This is a genomic window from Mesorhizobium sp. BR-1-1-10, assembly GCF_020165595.1.
In the GTDB taxonomy this organism is placed as follows: Bacteria; Pseudomonadota; Alphaproteobacteria; order Rhizobiales; family Rhizobiaceae; genus Mesorhizobium; species Mesorhizobium australicum.
This window is the reverse complement of sequence record NZ_JAIUIL010000005.1, coordinates 244,768-267,811: the sequence shown is the minus strand read 5'-3', so window position 1 is coordinate 267,811 and position 23,044 is coordinate 244,768. Positions and strand designations below refer to the sequence as shown.

General features: G+C 63.6%; 21 protein-coding genes. 4 read left to right on the top strand and 17 right to left on the bottom strand.

Annotation, left to right across the window (positions count from 1 at the left end; genetic code table 11):
- Nucleotides 1-44 precede the first annotated feature (44 nt).
- Nucleotides 45-953 carry a LysR family transcriptional regulator gene (locus LB555_RS12750; protein WP_224683004.1) on the bottom strand — a complete coding sequence of 303 codons (909 nt, stop codon included), beginning with the start codon at nt 951-953 and terminating at the stop codon, nt 45-47.
- Nucleotides 954-1,050: 97 nt separating this feature from the next.
- Between LB555_RS12750 and LB555_RS12745 the strand changes: the two genes are divergently transcribed.
- Complete coding sequence (locus LB555_RS12745) at nt 1,051-1,584, top strand: hypothetical protein (RefSeq protein WP_224683003.1); 534 nt, start codon at nt 1,051-1,053, stop codon at nt 1,582-1,584.
- Here the strand turns inward: LB555_RS12745 and LB555_RS12740 are convergent.
- From LB555_RS12740 to puuE, 16 genes are all read right to left on the bottom strand, one after another.
- A complete protein-coding gene (locus LB555_RS12740; protein WP_224683002.1) occupies nt 1,556-2,995 on the bottom strand; it encodes a S8 family serine peptidase in 1,440 nt (479 codons plus the stop codon). The two genes, LB555_RS12745 and LB555_RS12740, sit on opposite strands and share 29 nt — an antisense overlap.
- Complete coding sequence (locus LB555_RS12735) at nt 2,985-3,653, bottom strand: anti-sigma factor (RefSeq protein WP_140714396.1); 669 nt, start codon at nt 3,651-3,653, stop codon at nt 2,985-2,987. The genes LB555_RS12740 and LB555_RS12735 overlap by 11 nt, the downstream gene beginning before the upstream one ends.
- Nucleotides 3,650-4,216 (bottom strand): sigma-70 family RNA polymerase sigma factor, encoded by a 567-nt coding sequence (locus LB555_RS12730; RefSeq protein ID WP_224683001.1) that lies wholly within the window; start codon nt 4,214-4,216, stop codon nt 3,650-3,652. The genes LB555_RS12735 and LB555_RS12730 overlap by 4 nt, the downstream gene beginning before the upstream one ends.
- 180 nt (nt 4,217-4,396) lie before the next feature.
- Nucleotides 4,397-5,236 (bottom strand): alkaline phosphatase family protein, encoded by an 840-nt coding sequence (locus tag LB555_RS12725; RefSeq protein WP_224683000.1) that lies wholly within the window; start codon nt 5,234-5,236, stop codon nt 4,397-4,399.
- Nucleotides 5,237-5,319: 83 nt separating this feature from the next.
- Nucleotides 5,320-6,906: an ABC transporter substrate-binding protein gene (locus LB555_RS12720; protein ID WP_224682999.1), complete on the bottom strand. Its 1,587-nt coding sequence runs from the start codon at nt 6,904-6,906 to the stop codon at nt 5,320-5,322.
- Nucleotides 6,907-7,126: 220 nt separating this feature from the next.
- Nucleotides 7,127-8,785 carry an ABC transporter ATP-binding protein gene (locus LB555_RS12715; RefSeq protein WP_224682998.1) on the bottom strand — a complete coding sequence of 553 codons (1,659 nt, stop codon included), beginning with the start codon at nt 8,783-8,785 and terminating at the stop codon, nt 7,127-7,129.
- Nucleotides 8,782-9,606: an ABC transporter permease gene (locus tag LB555_RS12710; protein WP_015314327.1), complete on the bottom strand. Its 825-nt coding sequence runs from the start codon at nt 9,604-9,606 to the stop codon at nt 8,782-8,784. Before LB555_RS12710 ends, LB555_RS12715 begins: the two co-directional genes overlap by 4 nt.
- A gap of 10 nt (nt 9,607-9,616) precedes the next feature.
- Nucleotides 9,617-10,576 carry an ABC transporter permease gene (locus tag LB555_RS12705; RefSeq protein WP_015314326.1) on the bottom strand — a complete coding sequence of 320 codons (960 nt, stop codon included), beginning with the start codon at nt 10,574-10,576 and terminating at the stop codon, nt 9,617-9,619.
- A 16-nt stretch (nt 10,577-10,592) separates the two neighbouring features.
- On the bottom strand, nt 10,593-12,179 hold the full coding sequence (locus LB555_RS12700; protein ID WP_015314325.1) for an ABC transporter substrate-binding protein: 1,587 nt from the start codon (nt 12,177-12,179) through the stop codon (nt 10,593-10,595).
- Nucleotides 12,180-12,333: 154 nt separating this feature from the next.
- On the bottom strand, nt 12,334-14,319 hold the full coding sequence (locus LB555_RS12695) for a CocE/NonD family hydrolase (protein ID WP_224682997.1): 1,986 nt from the start codon (nt 14,317-14,319) through the stop codon (nt 12,334-12,336).
- A gap of 79 nt (nt 14,320-14,398) precedes the next feature.
- Nucleotides 14,399-14,824: a type II toxin-antitoxin system MqsA family antitoxin gene (locus tag LB555_RS12690; RefSeq protein WP_224682996.1), complete on the bottom strand. Its 426-nt coding sequence runs from the start codon at nt 14,822-14,824 to the stop codon at nt 14,399-14,401.
- A 97-nt stretch (nt 14,825-14,921) separates the two neighbouring features.
- Nucleotides 14,922-15,125, bottom strand: coding sequence for a type II toxin-antitoxin system MqsR family toxin (locus LB555_RS12685; RefSeq protein WP_224682995.1), 204 nt, complete (start codon nt 15,123-15,125; stop codon nt 14,922-14,924).
- A gap of 57 nt (nt 15,126-15,182) precedes the next feature.
- Nucleotides 15,183-15,776 (bottom strand): nucleoside deaminase, encoded by a 594-nt coding sequence (locus LB555_RS12680; protein WP_224682994.1) that lies wholly within the window; start codon nt 15,774-15,776, stop codon nt 15,183-15,185.
- Nucleotides 15,776-16,279: an ureidoglycolate lyase gene (locus LB555_RS12675; protein ID WP_140723432.1), complete on the bottom strand. Its 504-nt coding sequence runs from the start codon at nt 16,277-16,279 to the stop codon at nt 15,776-15,778. Before LB555_RS12675 ends, LB555_RS12680 begins: the two co-directional genes overlap by 1 nt.
- Nucleotides 16,276-17,139: a bifunctional allantoicase/(S)-ureidoglycine aminohydrolase gene (locus tag LB555_RS12670; RefSeq protein ID WP_140723429.1), complete on the bottom strand. Its 864-nt coding sequence runs from the start codon at nt 17,137-17,139 to the stop codon at nt 16,276-16,278. The genes LB555_RS12675 and LB555_RS12670 overlap by 4 nt, the downstream gene beginning before the upstream one ends.
- Nucleotides 17,140-17,149: 10 nt before the next feature.
- Nucleotides 17,150-18,568 (bottom strand): allantoinase PuuE, encoded by a 1,419-nt coding sequence (gene puuE, locus LB555_RS12665; protein WP_224682993.1) that lies wholly within the window; start codon nt 18,566-18,568, stop codon nt 17,150-17,152.
- Nucleotides 18,569-18,772: 204 nt separating this feature from the next.
- Here puuE and uraH point away from each other — a divergent pair, with 204 nt between their 5' ends.
- Genes uraH through xdhB form a run of 3 tightly spaced genes read left to right on the top strand, consistent with a single transcriptional unit; the run spans nt 18,773 to nt 22,995 of the window.
- A complete protein-coding gene (uraH, locus tag LB555_RS12660) occupies nt 18,773-19,147 on the top strand; it encodes a hydroxyisourate hydrolase (RefSeq protein WP_140821682.1) in 375 nt (124 codons plus the stop codon).
- 3 nt (nt 19,148-19,150) lie between these two features.
- Nucleotides 19,151-20,632 (top strand): xanthine dehydrogenase small subunit, encoded by a 1,482-nt coding sequence (gene xdhA / locus LB555_RS12655; RefSeq protein ID WP_224682992.1) that lies wholly within the window; start codon nt 19,151-19,153, stop codon nt 20,630-20,632.
- Entirely contained in the window at nt 20,632-22,995 is a 2,364-nt protein-coding gene (gene xdhB / locus LB555_RS12650; protein WP_224682991.1) for a xanthine dehydrogenase molybdopterin binding subunit, read from the top strand. The genes xdhA and xdhB overlap by 1 nt, the downstream gene beginning before the upstream one ends.
- The last annotated feature ends 49 nt before the right edge of the window (nt 22,996-23,044 follow it).

The following is a 23,044-nucleotide window of genomic DNA, read 5'->3' as shown; positions in this document are numbered from 1 at the left end:
GGTCAATTGCTGGAACGACTTCTGCGCTGCCTCTGCCCGTTGTCTCAGCCCGCGGATTTAAGATGATCGATGAAGGCGCGCAGCTTCGGCAGGACCTGACGCTTGCCTGGATGATAGAGGAAGACGCCCGGGGTCGCGCCGGCAAAGTCCTCCAGCACCGGTCTGAGTTTCCCCTGTTCTATTGCGCCGTCGGCGACAGGCCGAGGCGTCTGCGCCAGGCCGACGCCTTGGATCGCGGCCCCCAGCAAGGTTGGATAGTCATGCGCGATCAGCGGGCCCGAGACGACCGCCTCGATCGCCCCGTTGCCGTCGGCGAAGGACCAGGGTGCGACGGCGCCGTTCGCGCGGCGCAGGCGCAGGCAGGCGTGGCGGCGCAGATCGGTGATCTGTTCTGGCTGGCCGTGGCGCTCGAGATAGTCCGGGCTGCCGACGACCACGAAGGAGAAGGGCGGCGTCAGCCGCACCGCGATCATGTCGGGCGCGATGAACTGGCCCAGCCGGATGCCGGCATCGAATCCGCCGGCGGCGAGATCGACCATCTCGTCGCTGGCGGCGATCTCCAGTTCGATCTCGGGATAGGCCCGGCAGAACGACGCGATCATAGGCTCCAGGACCAGCGGCACGACCGCGCGGGGCACGGACAGTCGCAAAAGCCCGGTCGGCCGCTGGCCGACATCGCGGGCGATCTCGCCTGCGGCCATGATCTCCTCGAAGGCAGGTCCGGCGCGGTCGAGGAACCGCTGGCCAGCCTCGGTCAGGCCGACGCTTCGGGTCGTGCGGGCAAACAGGGCCGCACCGATGCGGGCTTCCAGCGCGCGCACCGCCTGGCTCACCGCGGATGGCGTTACCGCCAGTTCGGCCGCGGCACGGCGGAAGTTACGATGCCGCGCGACGGCCAGGAATACCTCGACCCCGTCCAACGCACCGTGCCGAATTGTGTATCTCTGCTTCATAGGCTGTTCTGATCACAGCGGATGGCCGAACTATGAAAGCAGTCTTAGCTAACGGTCGAAGTGCGGGACCGCATGACCACCTGTTGCGAGGAAACCGATGTCAACGCCGATGCTGTTCCAGATCCAACTCGTCCTGGGCTATGTCGCATGGCTGCTTTGCTTCGGTGCATATGGCCTGCCATGGCTGGACTCGATGGATCGGATGGCGGCGCAACGCGCCATTGCCACGCTGCACAGTTTCCGCTTCTTCGGTCTCGTGTTCCTGCTTCAGGGCGTGGTCGGCCCCAATCTGCCTGCCGGCTTCGCCATGTTCGCCGCCTATGGCGACTTCGCCACCGGGGTGCTGGCCATGCTGGCATCGCTGACGGCCAGAGTTCGCTTGCTCTTCTGGTCGTTCGTCGTCGCCTTTAATCTCGTCGGAATGGCCGACCTCGTCGTCGACTATTACCACGCGGTTCAGGAAGGCCTTCCCGAGCACGCGGAGCAGTTGGGAGCCACCTACGCGATCCCCATCATCTACGTGCCGCTGCTGATGATCACGCACATCGCCGCGTTCTGGTTCCTGCTTCGTCCCGGCAAAGCGCGGCCTGAGCCGTCGTTGGCTATTCCTTCGCCGTCCCTGCAGCCTTGATGTCCAGCAGGCCGTAGCCGAAATCATTGTCGCGCCCCTTAAGCCCGAGATCCTTCGCGGTCGCCGCAAGCGCCTTCTCGATGTCGTCGGCCGAGCGGTCGGGCGTGGCATGGATGAGGTTGGCGATGGCGCCGCTGACGATTGCCGCGGCAAACGAGGTGCCGGTAACGACATCCGAGCCGGCGCCGCTCGGCGCCACCATGTCGACGCCCGGCGCCGAGATGAACACATAGGCGCCGCGATTGGCCTGCGGCATGAGCCCGTCCTTGGCGTCGGTGGCGGTCACGGCGATGACGCCGTCAAAGGCGGCCGGATAGCCATAGGGCGCCTTCGGCCCGTTATTGCCGGCCGCCGCCACCAGCACCATGCCAAGCGCCCGTGCATTGCGGCAGGCGGTGCCGAGCAGGTCGTTTTTCGGTCCGACGAAGCTCATATTGATGATGCTGACATTCTGGTCCGCCGCCCAGTCGAGCGCCGACAGGATGACGTCCATGGTCGACTTGCCGCCCTCGAAGGCGCGCGCATGGTAGATCCTGGCGCCCGGCGCCATGCCTTCCAGCGGGCCGACGCCGGCAATCAGACCGTCGATCGAAGTGCCGTGGTCGCGCTTTTCGATCGGCACGTCGGGCATGGCGTCGAACTGCGCGGCGATGACGCCGGCAAGCGCCGGATTGCTGTCGTCGATGCCGGTATCGATGACGGCGACGCGCACGTTCTCGCCGCTGGCCTGTTTGGCGTCGAGCGCGATGCGGTCGAAGGCATAGTTGCCGATGCCGGCCGCCTGCTGCAGCGAGTAGATGTGGTTGGGCTCGCGGCGCCGCGTGCGGCCGTCGGCGGCAAGCTGCGCCAGCACCACGCCGACAGGGCGGCCATCGGGAATGCCGAAACGCACCAAAGTGGCGCCAAGCAGCCGGGACTGGCGCTGCGATCGCACTTCTAGGCCGAAGGAAGCGGCGATTTGCTGCACGGCGCCGGCATCGCCATCGACCGTCACCAGCACCTCGTCCGGCACGAAGTCCCCGGTCACGGCGCGCCGCGACTGGACGGCGATGAGATCGGTCGGCGAGACGATCGGTCCACTGGCTGGTGGGCCGGCCTGGTTGCCCCCGGGGGAAGTCGCGGGCTCCGGCCGTGGTGTCGGCACCGGTGCAGGAGGGGCGGCCGGATTGGGGAAAAGGTCGACGATCAAGGCGGGCAGAAAAACGGCGCTGGCCTGGGCCGCACCCGACCCGTTTTTGGTGGCGCCGCCGTCCTTGACGCAGTCGGCCGCCGTTGCATTGGCCTCGTTGCTGCAATCGATTTTGGCCCGCTCGGGATTAGCCTCGTTGGTCTGCGCCGACGCAGGCACGGCGGCGATTGTCATCGCCGCCGCAAGGACAGCCGCAAATCGAATGACCGCCTCAGCCGCCATCAACAGGTTTCCTTCCCTCGATCACGGTCTCGGCGAAAGGCTGCGCGGCAACAAGGCTGCGCGCCTTCTCGTAGTCGGCGGCTGTCGTCGCCGGAATGGCGAGCCTGAAGACGCCATCGGCGGTCGGTCCGCCGATGATCTTGAGCTTGTTGGCGTCGAGGAAGACGGCAATGTCGGCCATCTTGGCGTCCGGCTTGAACTTGACCAGCGCAAACGGCAATTTGGCCAGATCGTCTTGTGCGCCGGCGATTTCGAAATTGCCGCCCTTGCCGCCGGGCTGCACCAGGGACTGCACCGCGATCAAGGCCAGCAGAACCGCGGCCGCCGCCCAGGCGACGCCGACCGGCACCGCCATGAAACGGGCCCAGGCCTGCGCCAGCCAGGACGATCCTGCCGGCCTGCGTGCAGGCCCGGCCTCCGCGTCCAGCGCCTTGGCGAAGCGGCTGAGCGCATCGGCCGGCGGGCGGATCGCCTCATTGGCCGCCGCCGTGCCGGAGAATTCGGCTTCCGCCTCGCCAAGCGCGGCAAGTGCCGAGGGATCGTTGGCCAGCCATTCCTCGACGGCTTCCAGATCCGAACCTTCGAGCGAGCCGTTCAGGTAGAACGGCAGCAGCGTTTCCATTTCGTCGCGGCGCGACATCTTTTCAGCGGCGCTCATGGCCACCCCCTGTCGTAACCGGCGGCCTTCAGGGCTTCGCCGAGTTTCTTGCGGGCGTAGAACATACGGGTCTTGACGGTCGCGACCGGAATGTCGAGCACCTCGGCGATCTCGATCACCGATTGGCCTTGATAATAGGCGAGATCGATCACCGTGCGGTGCTCCTCGGGCAAGGCATCAATCAGGCGGCGCAAGGCGGCGGCCTTATCCTCCTTCATGGTGACGATCTCAGGCGTGTCGGCGCTGTCGGGCACCGCGGCGGCGGCCTCGTCGTCGATCCAGTCTTCCTTCTTCTTGCGCAGCAGCGACAGCGCCTTGAAGCGGGCGATGCCGAGCAGCCATGTCGAGACTTCGGAGCGCCCTTCGAAACCCGGCGCCTGGCGCCACAGTTCGAGAAACACCTCGTTGGCGATATCGTCAGCCATCATTTCCGATCCCGTCTGGCGCGCCACGAAGCGGTAGATCCGCGCGTGGTGACGCATGAACAGGAGCCGCACGGCGGCCCGGTCGCCCTTCGCGACCCGGTCGACAAGCGCGCGATCGGTCTCCGTCGCCGCTGTCATGGCCGGTCGAGCCGCCTGGCTCCTGTTTGCTCTGTCGCCGATCGGTCCAAAAAGGTTCATCCTCCGCCAAGGAATTTTGGGAGGCTAACCGAAGAGCGGGGCGGTTGCCAGAGCATCCCTTCGCCCCGTTTAGGGGGAGAAGGTGCCGGCAGGCGGATGCGGGAGGCGCCAGCCGTCCGATCAGGTGAGAAAAGCCTTCGCCTTCATCGTCGCCGGCACCGGCACGCCCAGCCGGCTCAACACCGTTGGCGCCAGTTGCAACTGGTCGAGCAGCGTGTCGGCTTCCGGCCCTTTGCCTTGTCCGAAATAATACAGTGCGAAATCCTGCATCTCGTCGTCATGGCCGCCATGGTGACCGCGGTCGGTCTGGCCATGGTCGGCGGTGACCATGACCTCATAGCCGGCTTCGATCCAGCCCGGCAGGAAGGCCGCCAGCATGCCGTCCATGGCGTAGCAGGCATGGTCCATCTCGTGGCAGTCGTGACCGAAGCGATGGCCCATCGAGTCCAGCGTGCAGGTGTGCAGGATGCCGTAGTCAATGCCGTGGCGCCGGGTGAGCATGGTCAGCGTCGCGAACAGGTCGACATCGCTCGGCGTCATCTGGTTCTTGAGATTATAGCCGGTCATGGTGTGGAAGCGGCCATGCGTGATCGGTCCGCCGGGCTCGTCATATTCCATGTCCTCGACGAGGTCGAAGGGATAGGAACGGAAGAATTCAGACCAGTAGGAATGGGTAACCGCGCCGGTCCCGCCGCCGGCCTTGCTGACTTCCGAGAAGATATCGGGCTGTCCGACGCGAAACCGGTTTTCGTTGGACACGATCCCGTGCACCTGCGGCGAAACGCCGGTGTGGATCGAGGCATAGCAGCAGGCCGAGGTCGACGGCAGCACCGAGCGCATCTTCCACACCCGCGCCTCGCCCGATTGCACCCAACCCTCGAGATTGCCCATCAGCCGGCGCCAGTTGCGGTAGGGAACGCCATCGAGGATGATCAGCAGAAGCTTGGATTGGATCGCCACCGGTTACTCCACGCGATTGTCTGTTGAAACGAGTGCGCCGCGTGTCGTTGGGACACGCGGCGCTTTTCAATATGAGACAGATGTCAGGCGTTCAGCCAGCATTCTCCCAGCGCGTACCCATCCATCATTTCGCCGATCGGGTTCTTGACCCAGCCGCTGATCTTGTTGGTGGCGGCCGCGTCGATGAACTGGTTGAAGAAGGGCACGATCAGGCCGCCTTCGTCGCGCATCATGACCGCCATGTCGTGGTAGATCGCCTTGCGCTTGTCCTGGTCGAGCTCGCCGCGCGCGGTGAACAGCATCTTGTCGAATTCCGGCCGCTTGAAGCGCGTGTCGTTCCAGTCGGCTGTCGAGACGTAACCGGTGGAATACATCTGATCCTGCGTGGCGCGGCCGCCCCAATAGGAGAGCGAGAAGGGCTTCTTGTTCCACACCTCGGACCAGTAGCCATCGCCGGGCTCGCGCTTGATCTCGATCTTGATCCCGGCTTTGGCCGCACTCTGCTGATAGAGCTGGGCGGCGTCGACGGCGCCGGGGAAGGCGACATCGGAGGTACGCAGCAGGACCGAGCCGCTATGGCCCGACTTCTTGTAGAGGGCGGCGGCTTTTTCCGGATCGAATTTGCGCTGCTCGATGGCGGTAAACAGCGGGTAGGCTTCGTTGATCGGGAAGTCGTTGCCCACCGAGCCGTAGCCGCGCAGGATCTTCTCCAGCATTTCCTCGCGGTCCATGGCGAGCTTGAGCGCCATACGCAGATCGTTGCTGTCGAAGGGTGCGGTGTCGCAGAACATGTTGAACGGGTAGTAGCCCTTGCCAGACACGTTCTCTATGCTTACGCCGGCAATGCGCTTGACCAGATCGACAACCTTCGGTTCGACGCGGTTGATCATGTGGACCTGACCGCCCTGGAGGGCAGCGAGACGCGCCGTCGCGTCGTTGATGACGACGATCTCGACCTGGTCGGCATGGCCGGCCTTGTCGCCCTGCCAGTAGTTGGCAAAGCGTTCGCCGCCATGGCGCACGCCCGGCTGGTTGACGGTGACCTTGTAGGGACCGGCGCTGATGCCGGCATTCGGGTTGTCCTTGCCGCCATTCGGCTGGATGACGAGATGGTAGTCGGCCATCAGATAGGGGAAGTCGGCGTCTGCATCGCCGAGCGTGACGATCACTTCCTTGCCGCTCGCCTTGACGCCCTTGATGTTCTTGAGGATACCGAGCGCGCCCGACTTCGACTTCTCGTCGGCATGGCGCTCGATGGTGGCGGCAACGTCTTCGGCGTTTACCGTCTTGCCATTGTGGAATTCGATGCCGTCACGGACCTTGATCGTCCACGTCTTGGCGTCCTTGGAAGCGCCGATGTCTTCGGCGATCAGGTTTACCAGCTTGTTGTCTGGGCTTAGCCGGGCAAGATACTCGCCCCACTGCTTGCTGAAACTGTAGGTGACCTGGCTGAGGTTCAGGGCAGGGTCAAGGCTGTTGGTCGATTCACCGCCCTGCAGGCCGGCCTTGATGATGCCGCCCTTGACCGGGCTCTGCGCGAAGGCCCTCCCGGCCAGCGTCGTTGCCAGCGCGGCGGACACGCCGAGCGCCGCGGTGCGGCCAAGAAAGTCGCGACGCGATATCCGGCCCTGGCCAGCGAGATCGGCGAAATGATCGAGTTCAGTCTTCATGTCCTACCCCTTGTTGAAACAACGCCGCACCAGTGGCGCCCGTCCAAAGGACGTGTGGCGCCCTAGTGTTGCATGCGGATGACGATCGCCATCTCCCCTGGCTTGCGGATCGCTGGCTGGCGGGAGCAATTCGAGGAAAGTATGAACGGTCTTCCTTCCGAAATTGCGTAAAAACAAAGAGATAGAGCAGTTCACCGTTTCCGTGAAACGGTGAACTGCGCTAGTTCCCCGCGCTGGCCATGCGCCGCCCCTTGATCGCCTTTTCCAGCCAGCCGATCTCCATCTCCGGGACCGATGACAAGAGAAGGTCGGTGTAGTCATCGAAGGGGGGCGTCAGCACCTTGCTTTTCGAACCATAGCGCACCACCTCGCCGCGATACATCACAGCGATCGAATCGGCGATCGACTTCACCGTCGCCAGATCGTGGGTGATGAACAGATAGGCGACGTTCTCCTCCTTCTGCAGTTCAAGCAGAAGCTTCAGGATGCCGTGCGCCACCAAGGGGTCAAGCGCCGAGGTCACCTCGTCGCAGATGATCAGCTTGGGTTTTGCCGCGAGCGAGCGGGCGATGCAAACACGCTGTTTCTGGCCGCCGGAAAGCTCGGCCGGGTAACGGTCGACAAAGCCCTTGCCCATTTCGATCTTGTCGAGCAGTTCGGCGACGCGGGTATCGCGCTGTTTGCCGCGCATGCCGAAATAGAACTCGAGCGGCCGGCCGATGATGGTGCCGACGGTCTGGCGCGGGTTCATCGCCACGTCGGCCATCTGATAGATCATCTGCAGCTGGCGCAAATCCTCCTTCGGCCGATCGGCAAGCCGGTTGGCCAACGGGCGTCCGTCGAACGTGACGGTGCCCTGCTCGGGTGGCAAAAGTCCGGTTATGGCGCGCGCCAGCGTCGATTTTCCTGAGCCGGATTCGCCAACCACGGCCAATGTCTGGCCGGGGTAGATATCGACCGAGACGTTCTTCAGCACCTTGACCTGGCCGCCGCCATAGGCAGCGGTGACGTTCTTGACAGACAGGAACGGCGTGGTGCCGGGGTTCTGCTCGGCATGTTCGATCTCGTGCACCGAAACCAGGGCGTTGGTGTATTCCTGGCGCGGTTCCTTGATGATCTGGCGGGTGCCGCCCCATTCGACCAGCCGGCCGTGGCGCAGCACCATGATCTCGTCCGAGACTTGGGCAACGACGGCCAAATCGTGCGTGATATAGAGCGCCGCCACATGGGTGTCGCGGATGGCGTCCTTGATCGCCGCCAGCACGTCGATCTGCGTCGTCACGTCGAGTGCCGTCGTCGGTTCGTCGAAGACGATCAGGTCAGGCTCCGAGCACAGCGCCATAGCCGTCATGACGCGCTGCAGCTGGCCGCCTGACACCTGGTGCGGAAAGCGTTCGCCGATGGCTTCCGGGTTCGGCAGGCTGAGCTTCTTGAACAGCGCGATCGCGCGTTTCTCGGCCTCCGCCCGTGTCGCCGTCCCGTGCAGCAGCGTGGCTTCCACCACCTGGTCCATCAGCCTGTGCGCCGGGTTGAAAGCGGCCGCCGCCGACTGCGCGACATAGCAGACCTCGCGGCCACGCAGCTTGCGGAAACCTTCCTTGCCGCCCTTCAGGATGTCGCGGCCGTTGAGCAGCACCTCGCCACCGGTGATGCGCACGCCGCCACGGCCATAGCCCATGGACGACAGGCCGATGGTCGACTTGCCGGCTCCGGATTCGCCGATCAGGCCGAGCACCTTGCCCTTCTCCAGCGTCAGCGAGACGTCGTGCACGAGCACGATATTCTTCGGCGCCTCACCTGGCGGATAGACCGTCGCCTCGATGCGCAAATTGCGGATATCGAGCAGAGGGGTGGACTTTGCCTTCACGTCGGCCGTCATCCGCGTCCTCCCTTCAGGCTTGTCGTGCGGTTCAGCACCCAGTCGGCCACAAGATTGACCGAGATCGCCAGTGCTGCGATCGCGGCCGCGGGAATGAGCGCGGCGCCTATGCCGAACACGATCCCGTCCTTGTTCTCCTTCACCATGCCGCCCCAGTCGGCGTCCGGCGGCTGCACGCCGAGGCCGAGAAAGGACAACGTCGACAGGAACAGCACCGCATAGATGAAGCGCAGGCCGAGCTCGGAGATCAGCGGCGACAGCGCATTGGGCAGGATTTCGCGGAAAATGATCCAGGCGCTGCCTTCGCCGCGCAGCTTGGCGGCCTCGACATAGTCCATAACGTTGATGTCGACGGCGACCGCGCGCGACAGGCGATAGACGCGCGTCGAGTCGAGAATGCCCATCACCAGGATCAGCGTCACCAGGTTGGTTGGCAGCACTGAGAGCACCACCAGGCCCATGATCAGTGTCGGGATCGACATCAGGAGATCGACGAGGCGCGACAGGATCGTATCGAACCAGCCGCCGAACACGGCCGCCGAAAAGCCAAGTATGGCGCCGAGCGAGAACGACAGCGCGGTGGCCAGCACCGCGATAAACAAGGTGATGCGCGCGCCATAGATCATCCGGGACAGCAAATCGCGGCCGAGATTGTCGGTGCCCAGCCAATGCGCCGCCGATATCGGCTCCCAGACATCGCCGACGATTTCGGCGTTGTCATGCGGTGAGATCCAGGGCGCGAAGATCGCCGCCAGCACGAACAGTGCCGTCAGGACAATGCCGATCAGCGCGGGGATGGGGATGCGTTTGATATCGAGCATATCAGCCCCCCTATTTCGGATGGCGGAGACGCGGATTGGCGACGATCGCCGCTATGTCCGCGATGATGTTGAGACTGATGTAGACGGCGGCGAAGATCAGGCCGACGGCCTGTACCACCGGTACGTCACGCTTGGTGACGTGATCGACGAGATATTGTCCCATGCCGGGATAGACGAAAATCACCTCGACCACGACGACCCCGACGATGAGATAGGCGAGGTTGAGCATGACGACGTTGATGATCGGCGCGATGGCATTGGGGAAGGCGTGCTTGCGGATGACGTTGAACGCCGACAGGCCTTTCAGTTCCGCCGTCTCGACATAGGCCGACTGCATGACATTGAGGATCGCCGCTCGCGTCATGCGCATCATGTGGGCGAGCACCACCAGCGTCAGCGCCGTCGCCGGCAGCGCGATCGCCTGCATCCGCTCACCGAAGGGCATGCCTTCGTAGACAGTCGAGATGCCGGGAAAGATCTGCCACTTCACGGCGAAGAAATAGACCAGCACATAGCCGATGAAGAATTCGGGGAAGGAGGTCGAGGCCAGTGCCAGCCCGGAGATCAGCTTGTCGACCCAGCCATTGCGGTAGCGCACCGCGATCAGGCCCAGGATGATGGCCAGCGGTACGGCCACGATCGCCGCCCAGAAGGCGAGGAACAGTGTGTTCCACAGGCGCGACTTGATCGAGGTTGCGATATCCTGCCCGCTCGACATCGCCGTGCCGAGGTCGCCGGTCAAAACGCCGCCGAGCCAGTGGAAATACCTGACATAGGCGGGGTCGTTCAGCCCGAGCTGCTCGCGCAGATTGGCGAGCGATTCCGGCGTCGCGGATTGTCCCAGAATGGCTTGCGCGACATCGCCTGGCAGAATCTGCGTGCCGGCGAAGATCAGGACCGAGATGGCCAACAGAAGGAGGATGCCCAGCGCAATGCGCTGGGCAATGAGTTTCAGGATGGGTGAAGACATCTCTGCAAAGCCGGACTCAGGCCTGCAGCCAGCACTTCGCCAGGGCGTAGCCGTTCATCAGTTCCTGGTGCGGATCATCCACCCAGCCATCGACCTTGGCGCCGGTGGCGTCGATGAACTGGTTGAACATCGGCAGGATCAGGCCGCCGTCGTCGCGGACCATGACAGCCATGTCATGGTACATCTGCTTGCGCTTGGCCTCGTCGAGTTCGGCGCGCGCCGCCAGCACCATCTTGTCGAAATCCGGGCGCTTGAAACGCGTGTCGTTCCAGTCTGCCGTCGACAGATAGGCGGTCGAATACATCTGGTCCTGCGTCGAGCGGCCGCCCCAGTAGGAGGCGCAGAAGGGCTGCTTGTTCCAGACCTCGTTCCAGTAGCCGTCGCCGGGCTCTCGCTTGAGCTCGATCTTGATGCCGGCCTTGGCCGCGCTCTGCTGGAACAACTGGGACGCATCGACGGCGCCGGGGAAAGCCACGTCCGAGGTCCTGAGCAGAACGGTGCCGTCATGGCCTGATTTCTTGTAGTGGAACTTGGCCTTGTCGGGATCGTACTTGCGCTGCTCGATCTCACTGAACAGCGGATAGGACGCGTTGATCGGGAAGTCGTTGCCGAGCGAGCCGTAGCCGCGCAGCACCTTGGTCAGCATCTCCTCGCGGTCGATCGCCAGCTTCAGCGCCATCCTGAGGTCGTTGTTGTCGAACGGCGCCGTGTTGCAATGCATGATGAACACGTAGTGGCCGGGACCGGCGTGGTTGCGGATGGTCACGCCCGGCACGCGCTTGATCAGGTCGACGATCTTCGGCTCGACGCGGTTGATCATGTTGACCTGGCCGCCCTGCAGTGCTGCCGTGCGGGCGGTCGCGTCATTGATGACGATGACCTCGATCTGGTCGGCATGGCCCATCTTGTCGCCCTGCCAGTAATTGGCGAAGCGCTCGCCGCCATGGCGCACGCCAGGCTCGTTGGTCTTGACCACGTATGGCCCTGCCGAGATGCCGGCATCTGGCTTGTCCTTGCCGCCATTGGGCTGAACGATCAGGTGATAGTCGCTGAGCAAATAGGGAAGGTCGGCATTGGCCTCCTTTAGCGTCAGCACCACTTCCTTGCCGCTGGCCTTGATGGTGTCGATGCCCTTCATGTAGCCGAGCGCGCCGGATTTCGACTTCTCGTCCGAATGGCGCTCCAGCGTGGCGGCCACGTCCTCCGCGGTCACGGTCTTGCCGTTGTGGAATTCGACGCCGTCGCGGATCTTCAGCGTCCAGGTCTTGGCGTCCTTGGACGAGCCGATGTCTTCAGCGATGCGGTTCTCGAGCTTGCCTTCCGGCGACAGCTCGACGATCATTTCGCCCCAGCACTTGCCGAAGGCGAACGGCACCTGCGTCATCATCAGCGCCGGGTCGAGGCTGTTGGTGGATTCACCGCCGACCAGGCCGGCCTTCAGCGTACCGCCCTTGACCGGACCCGCCGCCCGCGCCGCGCTCGAAAGCAGCGCGTTGGCGAAGGGTGCGGCGATGCCGAGCGCTGCCGCCCGGCCGAGAAAATCACGACGGCTCAGTTTGCCGGACGCAACGCGCCGGCTAAGGAATTCCAGTTCGTTTGACATTTGAGTTCCTCACTCTGTTGGTTCGACTCTGCGGTCGATTTTCTTGCTTCTTGTTAAAGGGAATAATGACCGCAAGGGAAAGCGGTAAGCAAGACCGAATGCGACATGCCGTGGCGTAAATCGCACGTCGCATTTGGATCAATGATTTCAGCGCTCAAACAAGCGCACGCGGGACCTTTTCGTCGAAATCGCGCTCGAAGACGAGTTTTTCGCCCTCATAGGCTTCGATTCGGGCGCTGACGATGAAGTTTTGCGTGTCCGACCGCATCTGCGCCCATGTCTCGGTACGGACCGACCATCCATTTCGCGACAGGGTCTGCGTCCAGTGTGTTTTTCCCGAGGCTGACAGGGGATCGTCAGGTTGGATGGTCCAGGTTTCGCGGGCGATGCTGCCGTTGACCAGTCCGTGGTCGAGATCGCGCACTTCGCCGAAGTCGTCCGTTATCGACAGCGTGACAATCCCGGTCTTTTCGTCGCGGTCGACATGGCGTTCGGAATTGGCGGGCCGAACCGTCTCGGTCGCCCACGGCGTAGCACCTTCCGGCTCGGCGAAAACGGCTTCGTCGCCTGTTGCCAGCAGGCGCAACGGCACCGATAGCGTGGCCGCCGACACGGTCAGTCGTACCGGCTCGGGCGAGGGCCAGATAGCGGGCCAGTAGGCGGTCGAAACGGCGACGCGCAGACGATGGCCGGCCGGCACGCGGTAGGCGCATTGATCGAGCACGACACGGACCGAAACCGTCTCCCCGGGGACCAGCGCCTCGGGGAATTCATGCGAGCTGCGGTGCGTCAGATTGAGCACGCCATAGGAGATCAGTTCCGAGGCGCCGTCGGGATGCACGTCGCAGAGCCGGACAGCGATGTTGGCCTGGGGCCGATCCGAGGCAAGCTGGACCTCAAGCTCCGGCGCGCCGACGATCTCGATCGGCTTGGTGAGCTCAGGCTGGTCGAAACAGGCCGACAGCCCATCATCAGGACGCTGATCGCCCGGCAGTTCCGGTCCGAAGGTGAACGGAAAGTATTCGCCGCCGGCAAGCCCACAGGTTTGCGGCGAAGCGACGGTTGAAGGCCCTGCACCCGGAGCCATGAGCTCGAGCGCTTCAATCGTTATGTTGGACGATGGCCATTCCTGCTCGGCTATCCAGCGGCCGGGCCGCTCCGGATGCCAGCGCGCGGGACGCACGCTGTCCATCACATAGGCGCGGTAGTCGGGATCGGCCTCGACGCCGGTCTCGGCGCCCTTCAGCCAGCGGTCCCACCAGCGCAGCGCTTCCTGGAGGAAGCCGATGGCTGGCTTGGGGCCGGCATAGTGCGGGTATTTGTGGATCCACGGTCCGACGATGCCCTTGACCGGTGCCTCGATGTTGGTGACAAGGTGCGAGATCGTGTTGCGGTAGCCGTCGTGCCAGCCGCCGATCGACAGCACAGCCGCCTTGACGGCCGAAAAATCCTCGCAAATCGAACCGCGCTTCCAATAGGCGTCGCGATGCTGGTGGCTGAGCCACAGCGGCGCCATGAAGGCCAGGTTCTCCAGCCGGGTCATCCAGAGGTCGCGCCATCTGTTGTCGCCGGCAATCAGCGGATCCGGCGGCCGCGACGAATAGGAAAGCATGGTCGAGGCCCAGCCGAAATTCTCGTTCAAAAGGCAGCCGCCCTTGTAGTGGATGTCGTCGGCATAGCGGTCGACGGTCGAGCACAGGCTGATCACCGCCTTGAGCGCCGGCGGCTGTTTGGCCGCCACCTGCAGGCAGTTGAAGCCGCCCCAGGAAATACCCATCATGCCGACACTGCCGTTGCACCAGGGCTGGGCCGCCGCCCAGGCGATGACATCGCAGGCGTCCTGCAGTTCCTGCTCGGAATATTCGTCGTCCATCAGCCCTTCGGAATCGCCATTGCCGCGCATGTCGACGCGGATCGAGGCGTAGCCGTGGCCGGCGAAATAGGGATGGGTAAGCTGATCGCGAAAGATCGTGCCGTCGCGCTTGCGGTAGGGCAGGTGCTCGAGGATGGCAGGCACCGGATCGTCGCCCGCATCCTCTGGCATCCACACCCGAGCCGATAGCCGGCAGCCATCGGGCATGACGATGCCCATATCGGGAAATTCGACGACCTTGCGGGGAAATTCGGTGATGATTTTCATGGCAGGCATAACGCTCCGCGGCACGAGAACTTTCAATCGCCATTCGCGACTGGAGCAGCGAAATATGCGACCTGTGCCGCTATCGCAATTCGTCGAGCAGTTCGGGATGTTTCTCCAGCAATGTCATCAATTGAATGGTCGGGCCACTCGGTTCGATCAAGCCTCTTTCATACTTGTCGAAGGCGTTCTCGCCGACCTTGAACAAGGATCCGGCCTCGCGCTGCGACAGCTTGAGCTTCGTGCGCATGCGGCGGATGGTTGACGGGGCCGGCACGCCGTCGATCTTCTCTTTGAGCGCGCGCAGCGCGGCATCAACGGCGGCCATATCGTCGCCGACATGCACACCCTCGCCATCCGATGGCGGATAGTAGCCGGGCAGGTCGACGATCATGCTCTCGCCCTTATAGGTCACGGTGAATGGACGGACTCCGCGCATCAACGTTTTTCCGGTTTCGGGGGAGACCATCCTATTCGTTTCACTGCTCTCCCTTGTCGCCATGGTCATTTCTCCTTGAATGACATGACCGTGAATTCGGTCACGAGATCCGCCTGGAATTTCACATGAGAAGGATGTCACGCGCTGGCACGCGATAGACATCCTGTCACACTCGATGCTCCGCGAAAGTCGTCATCGACTTCACAAACATCTTCCGCGTCATGCTGTCGGTCACCTCGATCACACCGGCGCGATCGAAGCCCAGCCCAACAGCATCCCGCAGTGCGGACGTTGTGATCGCCAGCGTGTCGACAGACCCAAATGTCGTCTTGATTGCATCAAGATCGTAAGTGGGTCTGCGTTTATCCATAATCCAGTATGCCCCCATAAAGGGGGTAACACAAGCGGCGATTGTTGAGACGGAAGCTCAGTTCAGCGGAATGTCGTTCTCAGCCTTGCTCGCCTGGTAGTCGCCCGACAATTCGTCGTAGCGCGCCGAGATTTTCCCGATCCGCTCCTCCAGCCGCTGGCGTTCGGCCCCGGCCAGCGCCCGCACCAACCTGCGGATCGAAAAACTTTTCCAATAGGCGTTCTCGGCATTGTAGCCGCCGGGGTCGAGGGTGAAGACTTCTTTCAGAATTTTGAGATCATGCGGGATGGCAAAACTGTCACGCGAATCCTCGTGGCTGAACAAATAGTAGAAGTTGTCAAAGCCGGCCCAGGTGATCGCCGACAGGCAGAGCGAGCAGGGCTCGTGTGTGGCGAGAAAGATGGCGTCCTTGGTGTCGACGCGCTCGGCCCTGGGCATCTCGTAAAAGCGCTTCAGGCAATGCACCTCGCCATGCCAGAGCGGATTTTCCATCTCGTTGTTGGTCTCGGCCAGCACCAGCGAATGGTCGTCCTTGCGCAGGATCGCCGCGCCGAACAGCTTGTTGCCGTGGGCGACGCCTTCTGCCGTCTTCGGCACGATCTCGTGCTCGATGACGTCGAGCAGGCGGTCGATCAGCGAAATGTCGGTCATCACAAGCTCTCGTCAGGGAGGTGGATTTCGTAGGCGTGCGAGAAGTGGAATTCCTCGAGGTTGGAGCCGTCGCCGCCACGGTCGACGATCAAAAAGTCCTGAGGCTCTCCGAGCGGCGTCAGCACGCCGTGCCAGAGATTGCGGAAGTAGTTGATGCCTTGCCCCGGTGCGGTGACGAAGGCATGAGGCTCGCCAGGCCCGTCCTTGCCGTCAGGGCAGACGACGACCAGGAACGGACGCGGCGACAGCGGTATGAAGGCCTGGCTGCCCAAGGGGTGGCGCTCCACCATGGTCAGCTTCAGCGGCATGTCATAGGGCGTGCCGCGCACCATCGAGATCAGCACGCGCGCATTCGGCCCCGTGGCTTGCGCGGTGGCGAGGTCATGGTAGCGCTCGGCCTTGCCGCCATTGATCGGATAGTGGTTGTCGCCGCCCATGTCGATGACATCGCCGAATTCGGCAAAGGCCTCACGGGTCAGCGGCCGCGCGACAATGCGGCTCATGACGTCCGCTTCGCGATGCCGGCCCCGCCGAGCTTGGCGTGCCGGTTGACGTCCTTGTAGAGCAGATAGCGGAATTTGCCGGGGCCGCCGGCATAGCAGGCCTGCGGGCAGAAGGCGCGCAGCCACATATAGTCGCCGGCCTCGACCTCGACCCAGTCCTGGTTGAGCCGATAGACAGCCTTGCCTTCGAGCACATAGAGCCCGTGTTCCATGACATGCGTCTCGGCGAAGGGAATGACCGCGCCGGGCTCGAGCGTGACGATGGTCATGTGCATGTCATGGCGCAGATCGGCGGGATCGACGAACCGCGTCGTTGCCCAGCGGCCCTCGGTGCCGGGCATCGGCGTCGGCGCGATCTCCTGTTCGTTGGTGAAGAAGGCCTCGGGAATCTCGAGGCCATCGACGACTTCATAAGCCTTGCGTATCCAGTGGAAGCGGACAGCCGCCTTGCCTTCGTTGCGGACTGTCCAGCCGCTGGCCGGCGGCAGGAAGGCAAAACCGCCGGGGCGCAACACATGTTTCATGCCGTCGAGCAGAACCGTCAGTTCGCCCTCGACCACGAACAGGGCGCCTTCGGCGCCGGCATCGGGCTCCGGCCGCTCGCTGCCGCCGCCTGGCGCGACCTCGACGATGTATTGCGAAAACGTCTCGGCGAAGCCGGACAGCGGCCGCGACAGGATCCAGACACGGGTCTTGTCCCAGAACGGCAGGGCGCTGGTGACGATGTCCTGCATCACGCCCTTGGGGATGACCGCATAGGCCTCGGTAAAGACGGCGCGGCCGGTCAGAAGTTCGCTCTGGCCGGAATGGCCGCCCTTTGGGGCATAATAGGTTCGCTCGGGCATCCTGATCGTATCCATGGGTTCAAACCTATTGTGGAAGCATGTCCTTGAGGCGCAGCAGCGCGATGCGCTCGACCTGTTTGCAGGCGGTTTCGAATTCGACGCCGCGGCTGTTGCCGATGCGGGCTTCGAATTCGGCGAGGATTTCCTCCTTTGTCTTGCCTTTCACCGCGATGATGAAGGGAAAGCCGAAGGTGGTGACGTAGGCGGCGTTGAGCTTGGAGAACAGTTCGCGTTCCTTGTCGGTCAGCGCGTCGAGGCCGGCGGAAGCCTGTTCCCTGGTCGATTCCGCCGTCAGTCGCCTGGCCTTGGCCAGCTTGCCGGCGAGGTCGGGATGGGCGTTGAGCACGCCGAGCCGTTCGGTCTCGCTGGCGGAACGGAAGATGCGGCAAAGCGCATTGTGGAGGCCGCCCGCCGTGTCGTGCGCCGGGCCGAGCTCCAGCTCGTAGGCCCGCTCGGCGATCCAGGGCGAATGTTCGAAAACGCCGCCGAAGGCGTGAACGAACGTCTCGAATTCCATCTTCGAGGGGCGTAGCGCGGCCGGCTGATAGGGGTGGTTTTCCTGCCAGTGCTTGGCGATGTCGATACGCCGCGCCAGCCAGACCTTGTCGTGCGATTTGACATAATCGACGAAGCGTTTCAGCGCCGCCACCCGGCCCGGCCGCCCGACCAGGCGGCAATGCAGGCCGATGTTCATCATGCGCGGCCGGCCGGCCTTGCCCTCGGCATAGAGCGTATCGAAACTGTCCTTCAAATACGCAAAGAACTGGTCGCCCGAGTTGAAGCCTTGCGGTGTGGCAAAGCGCATGTCGTTGGCGTCGAGCGTATAGGGGATGATGAGCTGCGTGCCGTCCTCATGCTCGAACCAGTAGGGCAACTCGTCGTCATAGGTGTCCGAGACGTAGTCGAAGCCGCCTTCCTCCGCCACCAGCCGCACCGTGTTGATCGATGTGCGGCCCGTATACCAGCCGGTCGGGCGCTGGCCGGTCACCTCGTAGTGCAGCTTGATCGCCGCTTCGAGGTCGCGGCGCTCGTCCTCGGCGTCGTGGTCGCGGTAGTCGATCCATCTCAACCCGTGCGAGGCGATTTCCCAGCCGGCTTCCTGCATCGCCGTGACCTGGTCGGGTGAGCGCGCGAGCGCCGTGGCGACGCCATAGCAGGTGACAGGCACTTGCTCTTCGCTGAACAGGCGCAGCAGCCGCCAGAAGCCGGCCCGCGCCCCATACTCGTAGATCGATTCCATGTTCCAGTGGCGCTGGCCCACCCAGGGCGCCGCGCCGACGATCTCGGACAGGAAGGCTTCGGAAGCCTTGTCGCCGTGGAGCACGCAGTTCTCGCCGCCCTCTTCGTAGTTGACGACGAACTGCACGGCGACATGCGCGCCGCCAGGCCATTTCGGATCCGGCGGATTGGCTCCGTTGCCACGCATGTCCCTGGTGTAACGCATCGTCCCTCCGCGCCCGGCATCACCGGAAGTATGATCAGGATATCGAAAGGGTGCTTCTCGCATTCCCCTCAAAATTTTTGAAAGTGTTTTTGTCGCACTCCGCTCGACCGGGACTTATGCATCGCCTTTAATTGGCGCACAATTCATCAGTAGTGCTTGATTGTACCGGCCAATTTGTTCGTATTGGAAAATGGGAGGCGGCCAATGGCAGAGACATCGAAAGCCGATGGCGGGCGTCTGACGACCCATGTCCTGGATACCGCGACCGGCAGCCCGGCGGCGGGATTGTCCATCGCGCTCTACCGTATCGAGGGTTTGGCCCGCACGCTTCTGAAGACGGTCGTCACCAATGCCGATGGCCGCTGCGATGCGCCGCTGCTGGCCGGTGCCGACTTCCGCACCGGCGAATACGAACTCGTGTTCGCGGCCGGCGACTATCTGCGCGGCCAAGGAACGAAGCTGCCCGAGCCGGCCTTCCTCGACAGTGTGCCGATCCGCTTCGGCATGGCGCAGGCGCTGCACTATCATGTACCATTGCTGATCTCGCCATACGGCTATTCCACCTACAGGGGGAGCTGAGGCATGGCCAAGGTCAATATCCGCAGCGAAATCCGCTTCATTCTGAATGGCAGGGATGTCGCGCTGTCATCCGTGGCGCCTGACGCGACCCTGCTCGACTGGCTGCGGCTCGACCGTTCGCTGCGCGGCACCAAGGAAGGCTGCGCCGAGGGCGATTGCGGCGCCTGCACGGTGCTGATCGGCAGACTTTCGGCCACCGGACTGGTCTATGAAAGCGTCAATGCCTGCATTCGCTTTCTGGGCTCGCTCGACGGCACCCATGTCGTGACGGTCGAGCACCTGCGCGGCGAAGCTGGCCAGTTGCATCCGGTCCAGCAGGCTATGGTCGATTTCCATGGTTCGCAATGCGGCTTCTGCACGCCGGGTTTCGTCATGTCGCTCTACGGCTTGTGGATGAAGTCACCGGACCCTTCGGGCGCGGCCATCGAAAAAGCCTTGCAAGGCAATCTCTGCCGCTGCACCGGCTATGAGGCGATCATGCGCGCCGCGCACGCCATATCGAGCTACGGCAAGATGGCGAAGGACCCCTTGGCGGCGGAGCGCCGGGACATCACCACACGGCTGCAGGCGTTGCACGATGGCGCCAGGGTCGAGATCGGCGCCGGCGGGACGCGGCTGGTTGTGCCGGCCGATGCCGACGATTTCGCGGCTGTCTTCGAAAAAGAACCGACCGCCACCGTCGTCGCCGGTTCGACCGACGTTGGCCTGTGGGTGACCAAGCAGATGCGCGACATCTCGCCGGCGATCTTCATTGGCAATCTGCCGGGGCTTTGCACCATCACGGAAGACAATGGTGTCATATCGATTGGCGCCGGCGTCACCTACACCGAAGCCTTTTCGACGCTGTCGAAACGCATCCCGGCATTGGGGCCGTTGTTCGACCGCATCGGCGGCGAACAGGTCCGCAACATGGGCACGATCGGCGGCAACGTCGCCAACGGCTCGCCGATCGGCGACACGCCGCCACCGTTCATCGCGCTCGGTGCACGGCTGACATTGCGCAGGGGCAAGACACGGCGCACGATCCCATTGCAGGATTTCTTCATCGCCTATGGCAAGCAGGACCGCCAGCCAGGCGAGTTCGTCGAGGCCGTGCATGTGCCGGTGCCGGCAAAGGGGACAAAGTTCGCCGTCTACAAGGTCACCAAACGCCGCGACGAGGACATCACCGCGACCCTTGGCGCCTTTTATCTGGCCTTGGCCAAGGACGGCACGGTAGCCGATATCCGCATCGCCTATGGCGGCATGGCGGCAACGCCGAAGCGGGCGTCCTCCGTCGAAAAGGCGCTGCTCGGCAAGGCCTGGACCGAAGTGACGGTGGAAGCGGCTATGGCCTGCTATGCCAGCGATTTCACCCCGCTGACCGATATGCGCGCAACCGCCGAATACCGAGCTTTGGCGGCGAAGAACCTTCTGTTGCGCTTTTACGTGGAAACCACCGGCACCAAGGCGCCGTTCCAGGTATCACGCAGCGAGGCGGCCTGATGAACAAGCACGCACCATCAAACCTCAAGGCCGAGAAGATAGTCGGCGGCGTCGCCACCGACCAGCGGCACGATTCCGCACACAAGCATGTCAGCGGCGGCGCGGTCTATATCGACGACATGCCGGAGCCGGCCGGCACGCTGCATGTCGGTCTTGGCCTGTCCAAGGTGGCGCATGGCGTCCTGAAGAGCGTCGATCTCTCGGCGGTGCGCGCGGCCCCTGGCGTCGTCGACGTGCTGACCTATGCCGACGTGCCGGGCGAGAACGATGTCTCGCCCAGCAACATGCATGACGATCCGGTGCTGGCGGAAGGCAAGGTGCAGTTCTTCGGCCAGCCGATCTTCGCGGTCATTGCCGAGACCCGCGAGGCGGCGCGTCGCGCCGTGCGCCTGGCTGGGATCGAGTATGACGAGCTTCCCGCCGTCATCGACATATGGGACCTCGATCCGACCAAGGACAAGCAGGTCACGACGCCGCTGATCCTGAGGCGTGGCGATGCGGCCGCCGCAATCGAGGCCGCCCCCCGCCGCATCAAGAACCGCATGTGGCTTGGCGGCCAGGACCATTTCTACCTCGAAGGCCAGGTGTCGCTCGCCATCCCCGGCGAGGACGACGAGGTGACGGTCTACTGTTCGACGCAAGGGCCGAGCGAGACACAGCATCTGGTCGCCCACACGCTCGGCGTGCCGAGCAACGCGGTGACGGTGGAGGTGCGCCGCATGGGCGGCGGCTTCGGCGGCAAGGAAACGCAGGCCAACCAGTGCGCCGCGATCGCCGCCATCGCCGCCAAGAAGCTGAAGCGGGCGGTCAAGGTCCGGCTCGACCGCGACGAGGACATGACCGCCACCGGCAAGCGGCACGATTTCGCCATCGACTATGAAGTCGGCTTCGACGACGAGGGCAACATCCTCGGCGTCGACTTCACCTATGCCTTGCGCTGCGGCTTTTCCGCCGACCTGTCCGGCCCGGTCGGCGACCGCGCGCTGTTCCACTGCGACAACGCGTATTTCTATCCCGCGGTGTTGGCCAAGTCGGCGCCGCTCTACACCAACACCGTCTCCAACACCGCCTTCCGCGGCTTCGGCGGTCCGCAAGGCATGATCGGCGCCGAGCGGGTCATCGACGAGGTCGCCTTCGCCGTCGGCAAGGATTCGCTCGAAATCCGCAAGCTGAATTTCTATGACCCGATGGAGGCGATCGGCGCGCGCTGCGTCACGCCCTATCACCAGAAGGTCGAGGACTGCATCATTCAGCGCATCGTGGCGGAACTGGAAGAGAGCGCCAGCTATGCGCGCCGCCGCCGCGAGATTTCCGCGTTCAACGCCAACAGCCGCTTCGTCAAGCGCGGCCTGGCGCTGACGCCGGTCAAGTTTGGCATCTCCTTCACCAAGACCGAGTCCAACCAGGCGGGGGCGCTGGTCCATGTCTATGCCGATGGTTCGGTGCACATGAACCACGGCGGCACCGAAATGGGGCAGGGCCTGCACCTCAAGGTCGCGCAGGTCGTGGCCGAGGAGTTCCAGATCGACCTCGACCGCGTGAAGATCACTGCCACCACCACCGCCAAGGTGCCCAACACCGCGCCGACGGCGGCGTCCTCGGGCGCCGACCTCAACGGCATGGCGGCGCAGAACGCGGCGCGCCAGATCCGCCAGCGGCTGACCGACTTCGCTGCCGAGAGATATCAGATTCCTCTCGACCAGGTGGTGTTCCTGCCCAACCGGGTGCGCGTCGGCAACCAGGAAGTCAGCTTCAACGATTTGGTCAAGCAGGCCTACATCGCGCGTGTGCAGCTCTCGGCCGCCGGCTTCTACAAGACGCCGAAGATTCACTGGGACCGCGGCAAGGGCCAGGGCCACGCCTTCTACTACTACGCCTATGGCGCGGCCTGTGCCGAAGTGTCGGTCGACACGCTGACCGGCGAGTATGTCGTCGAGCGCGCCGATATCCTGCACGACTGCGGCCGTTCGCTGAACCGGGCCATCGACCTCGGCCAGGTCGAGGGCGGCTTCATCCAGGGCATGGGCTGGCTGACCACCGAGGAACTGTGGTGGGACGACAAGGGCCGGCTGCGCACCCATGCGCCCTCGACTTACAAGATCCCGCTGGCCTCGGACCGGCCGAAGATCTTCAACGTCGCGCTGACCGACTGGTCGCAGGCCTATGAGCCGACCATCCATCGCTCCAAGGCGGTCGGCGAGCCACCGCTGCCGCATGGCATGGCAGTGCTGCATGCGCTGTCGGATGCCGTGGCCAGCGTCGCCGACCACAAGATCTGCCCGCGCCTCGACGCGCCGGCGACCCCCGAACGCGTGCTGATGGCGATCGAACGGTTGAAGAAAGAGGTCAAGGCGGGCGCCTGAAGGCCGGCAAACGTGCAATCCCAACCGAAAAAGCCTATATTTTTCATTC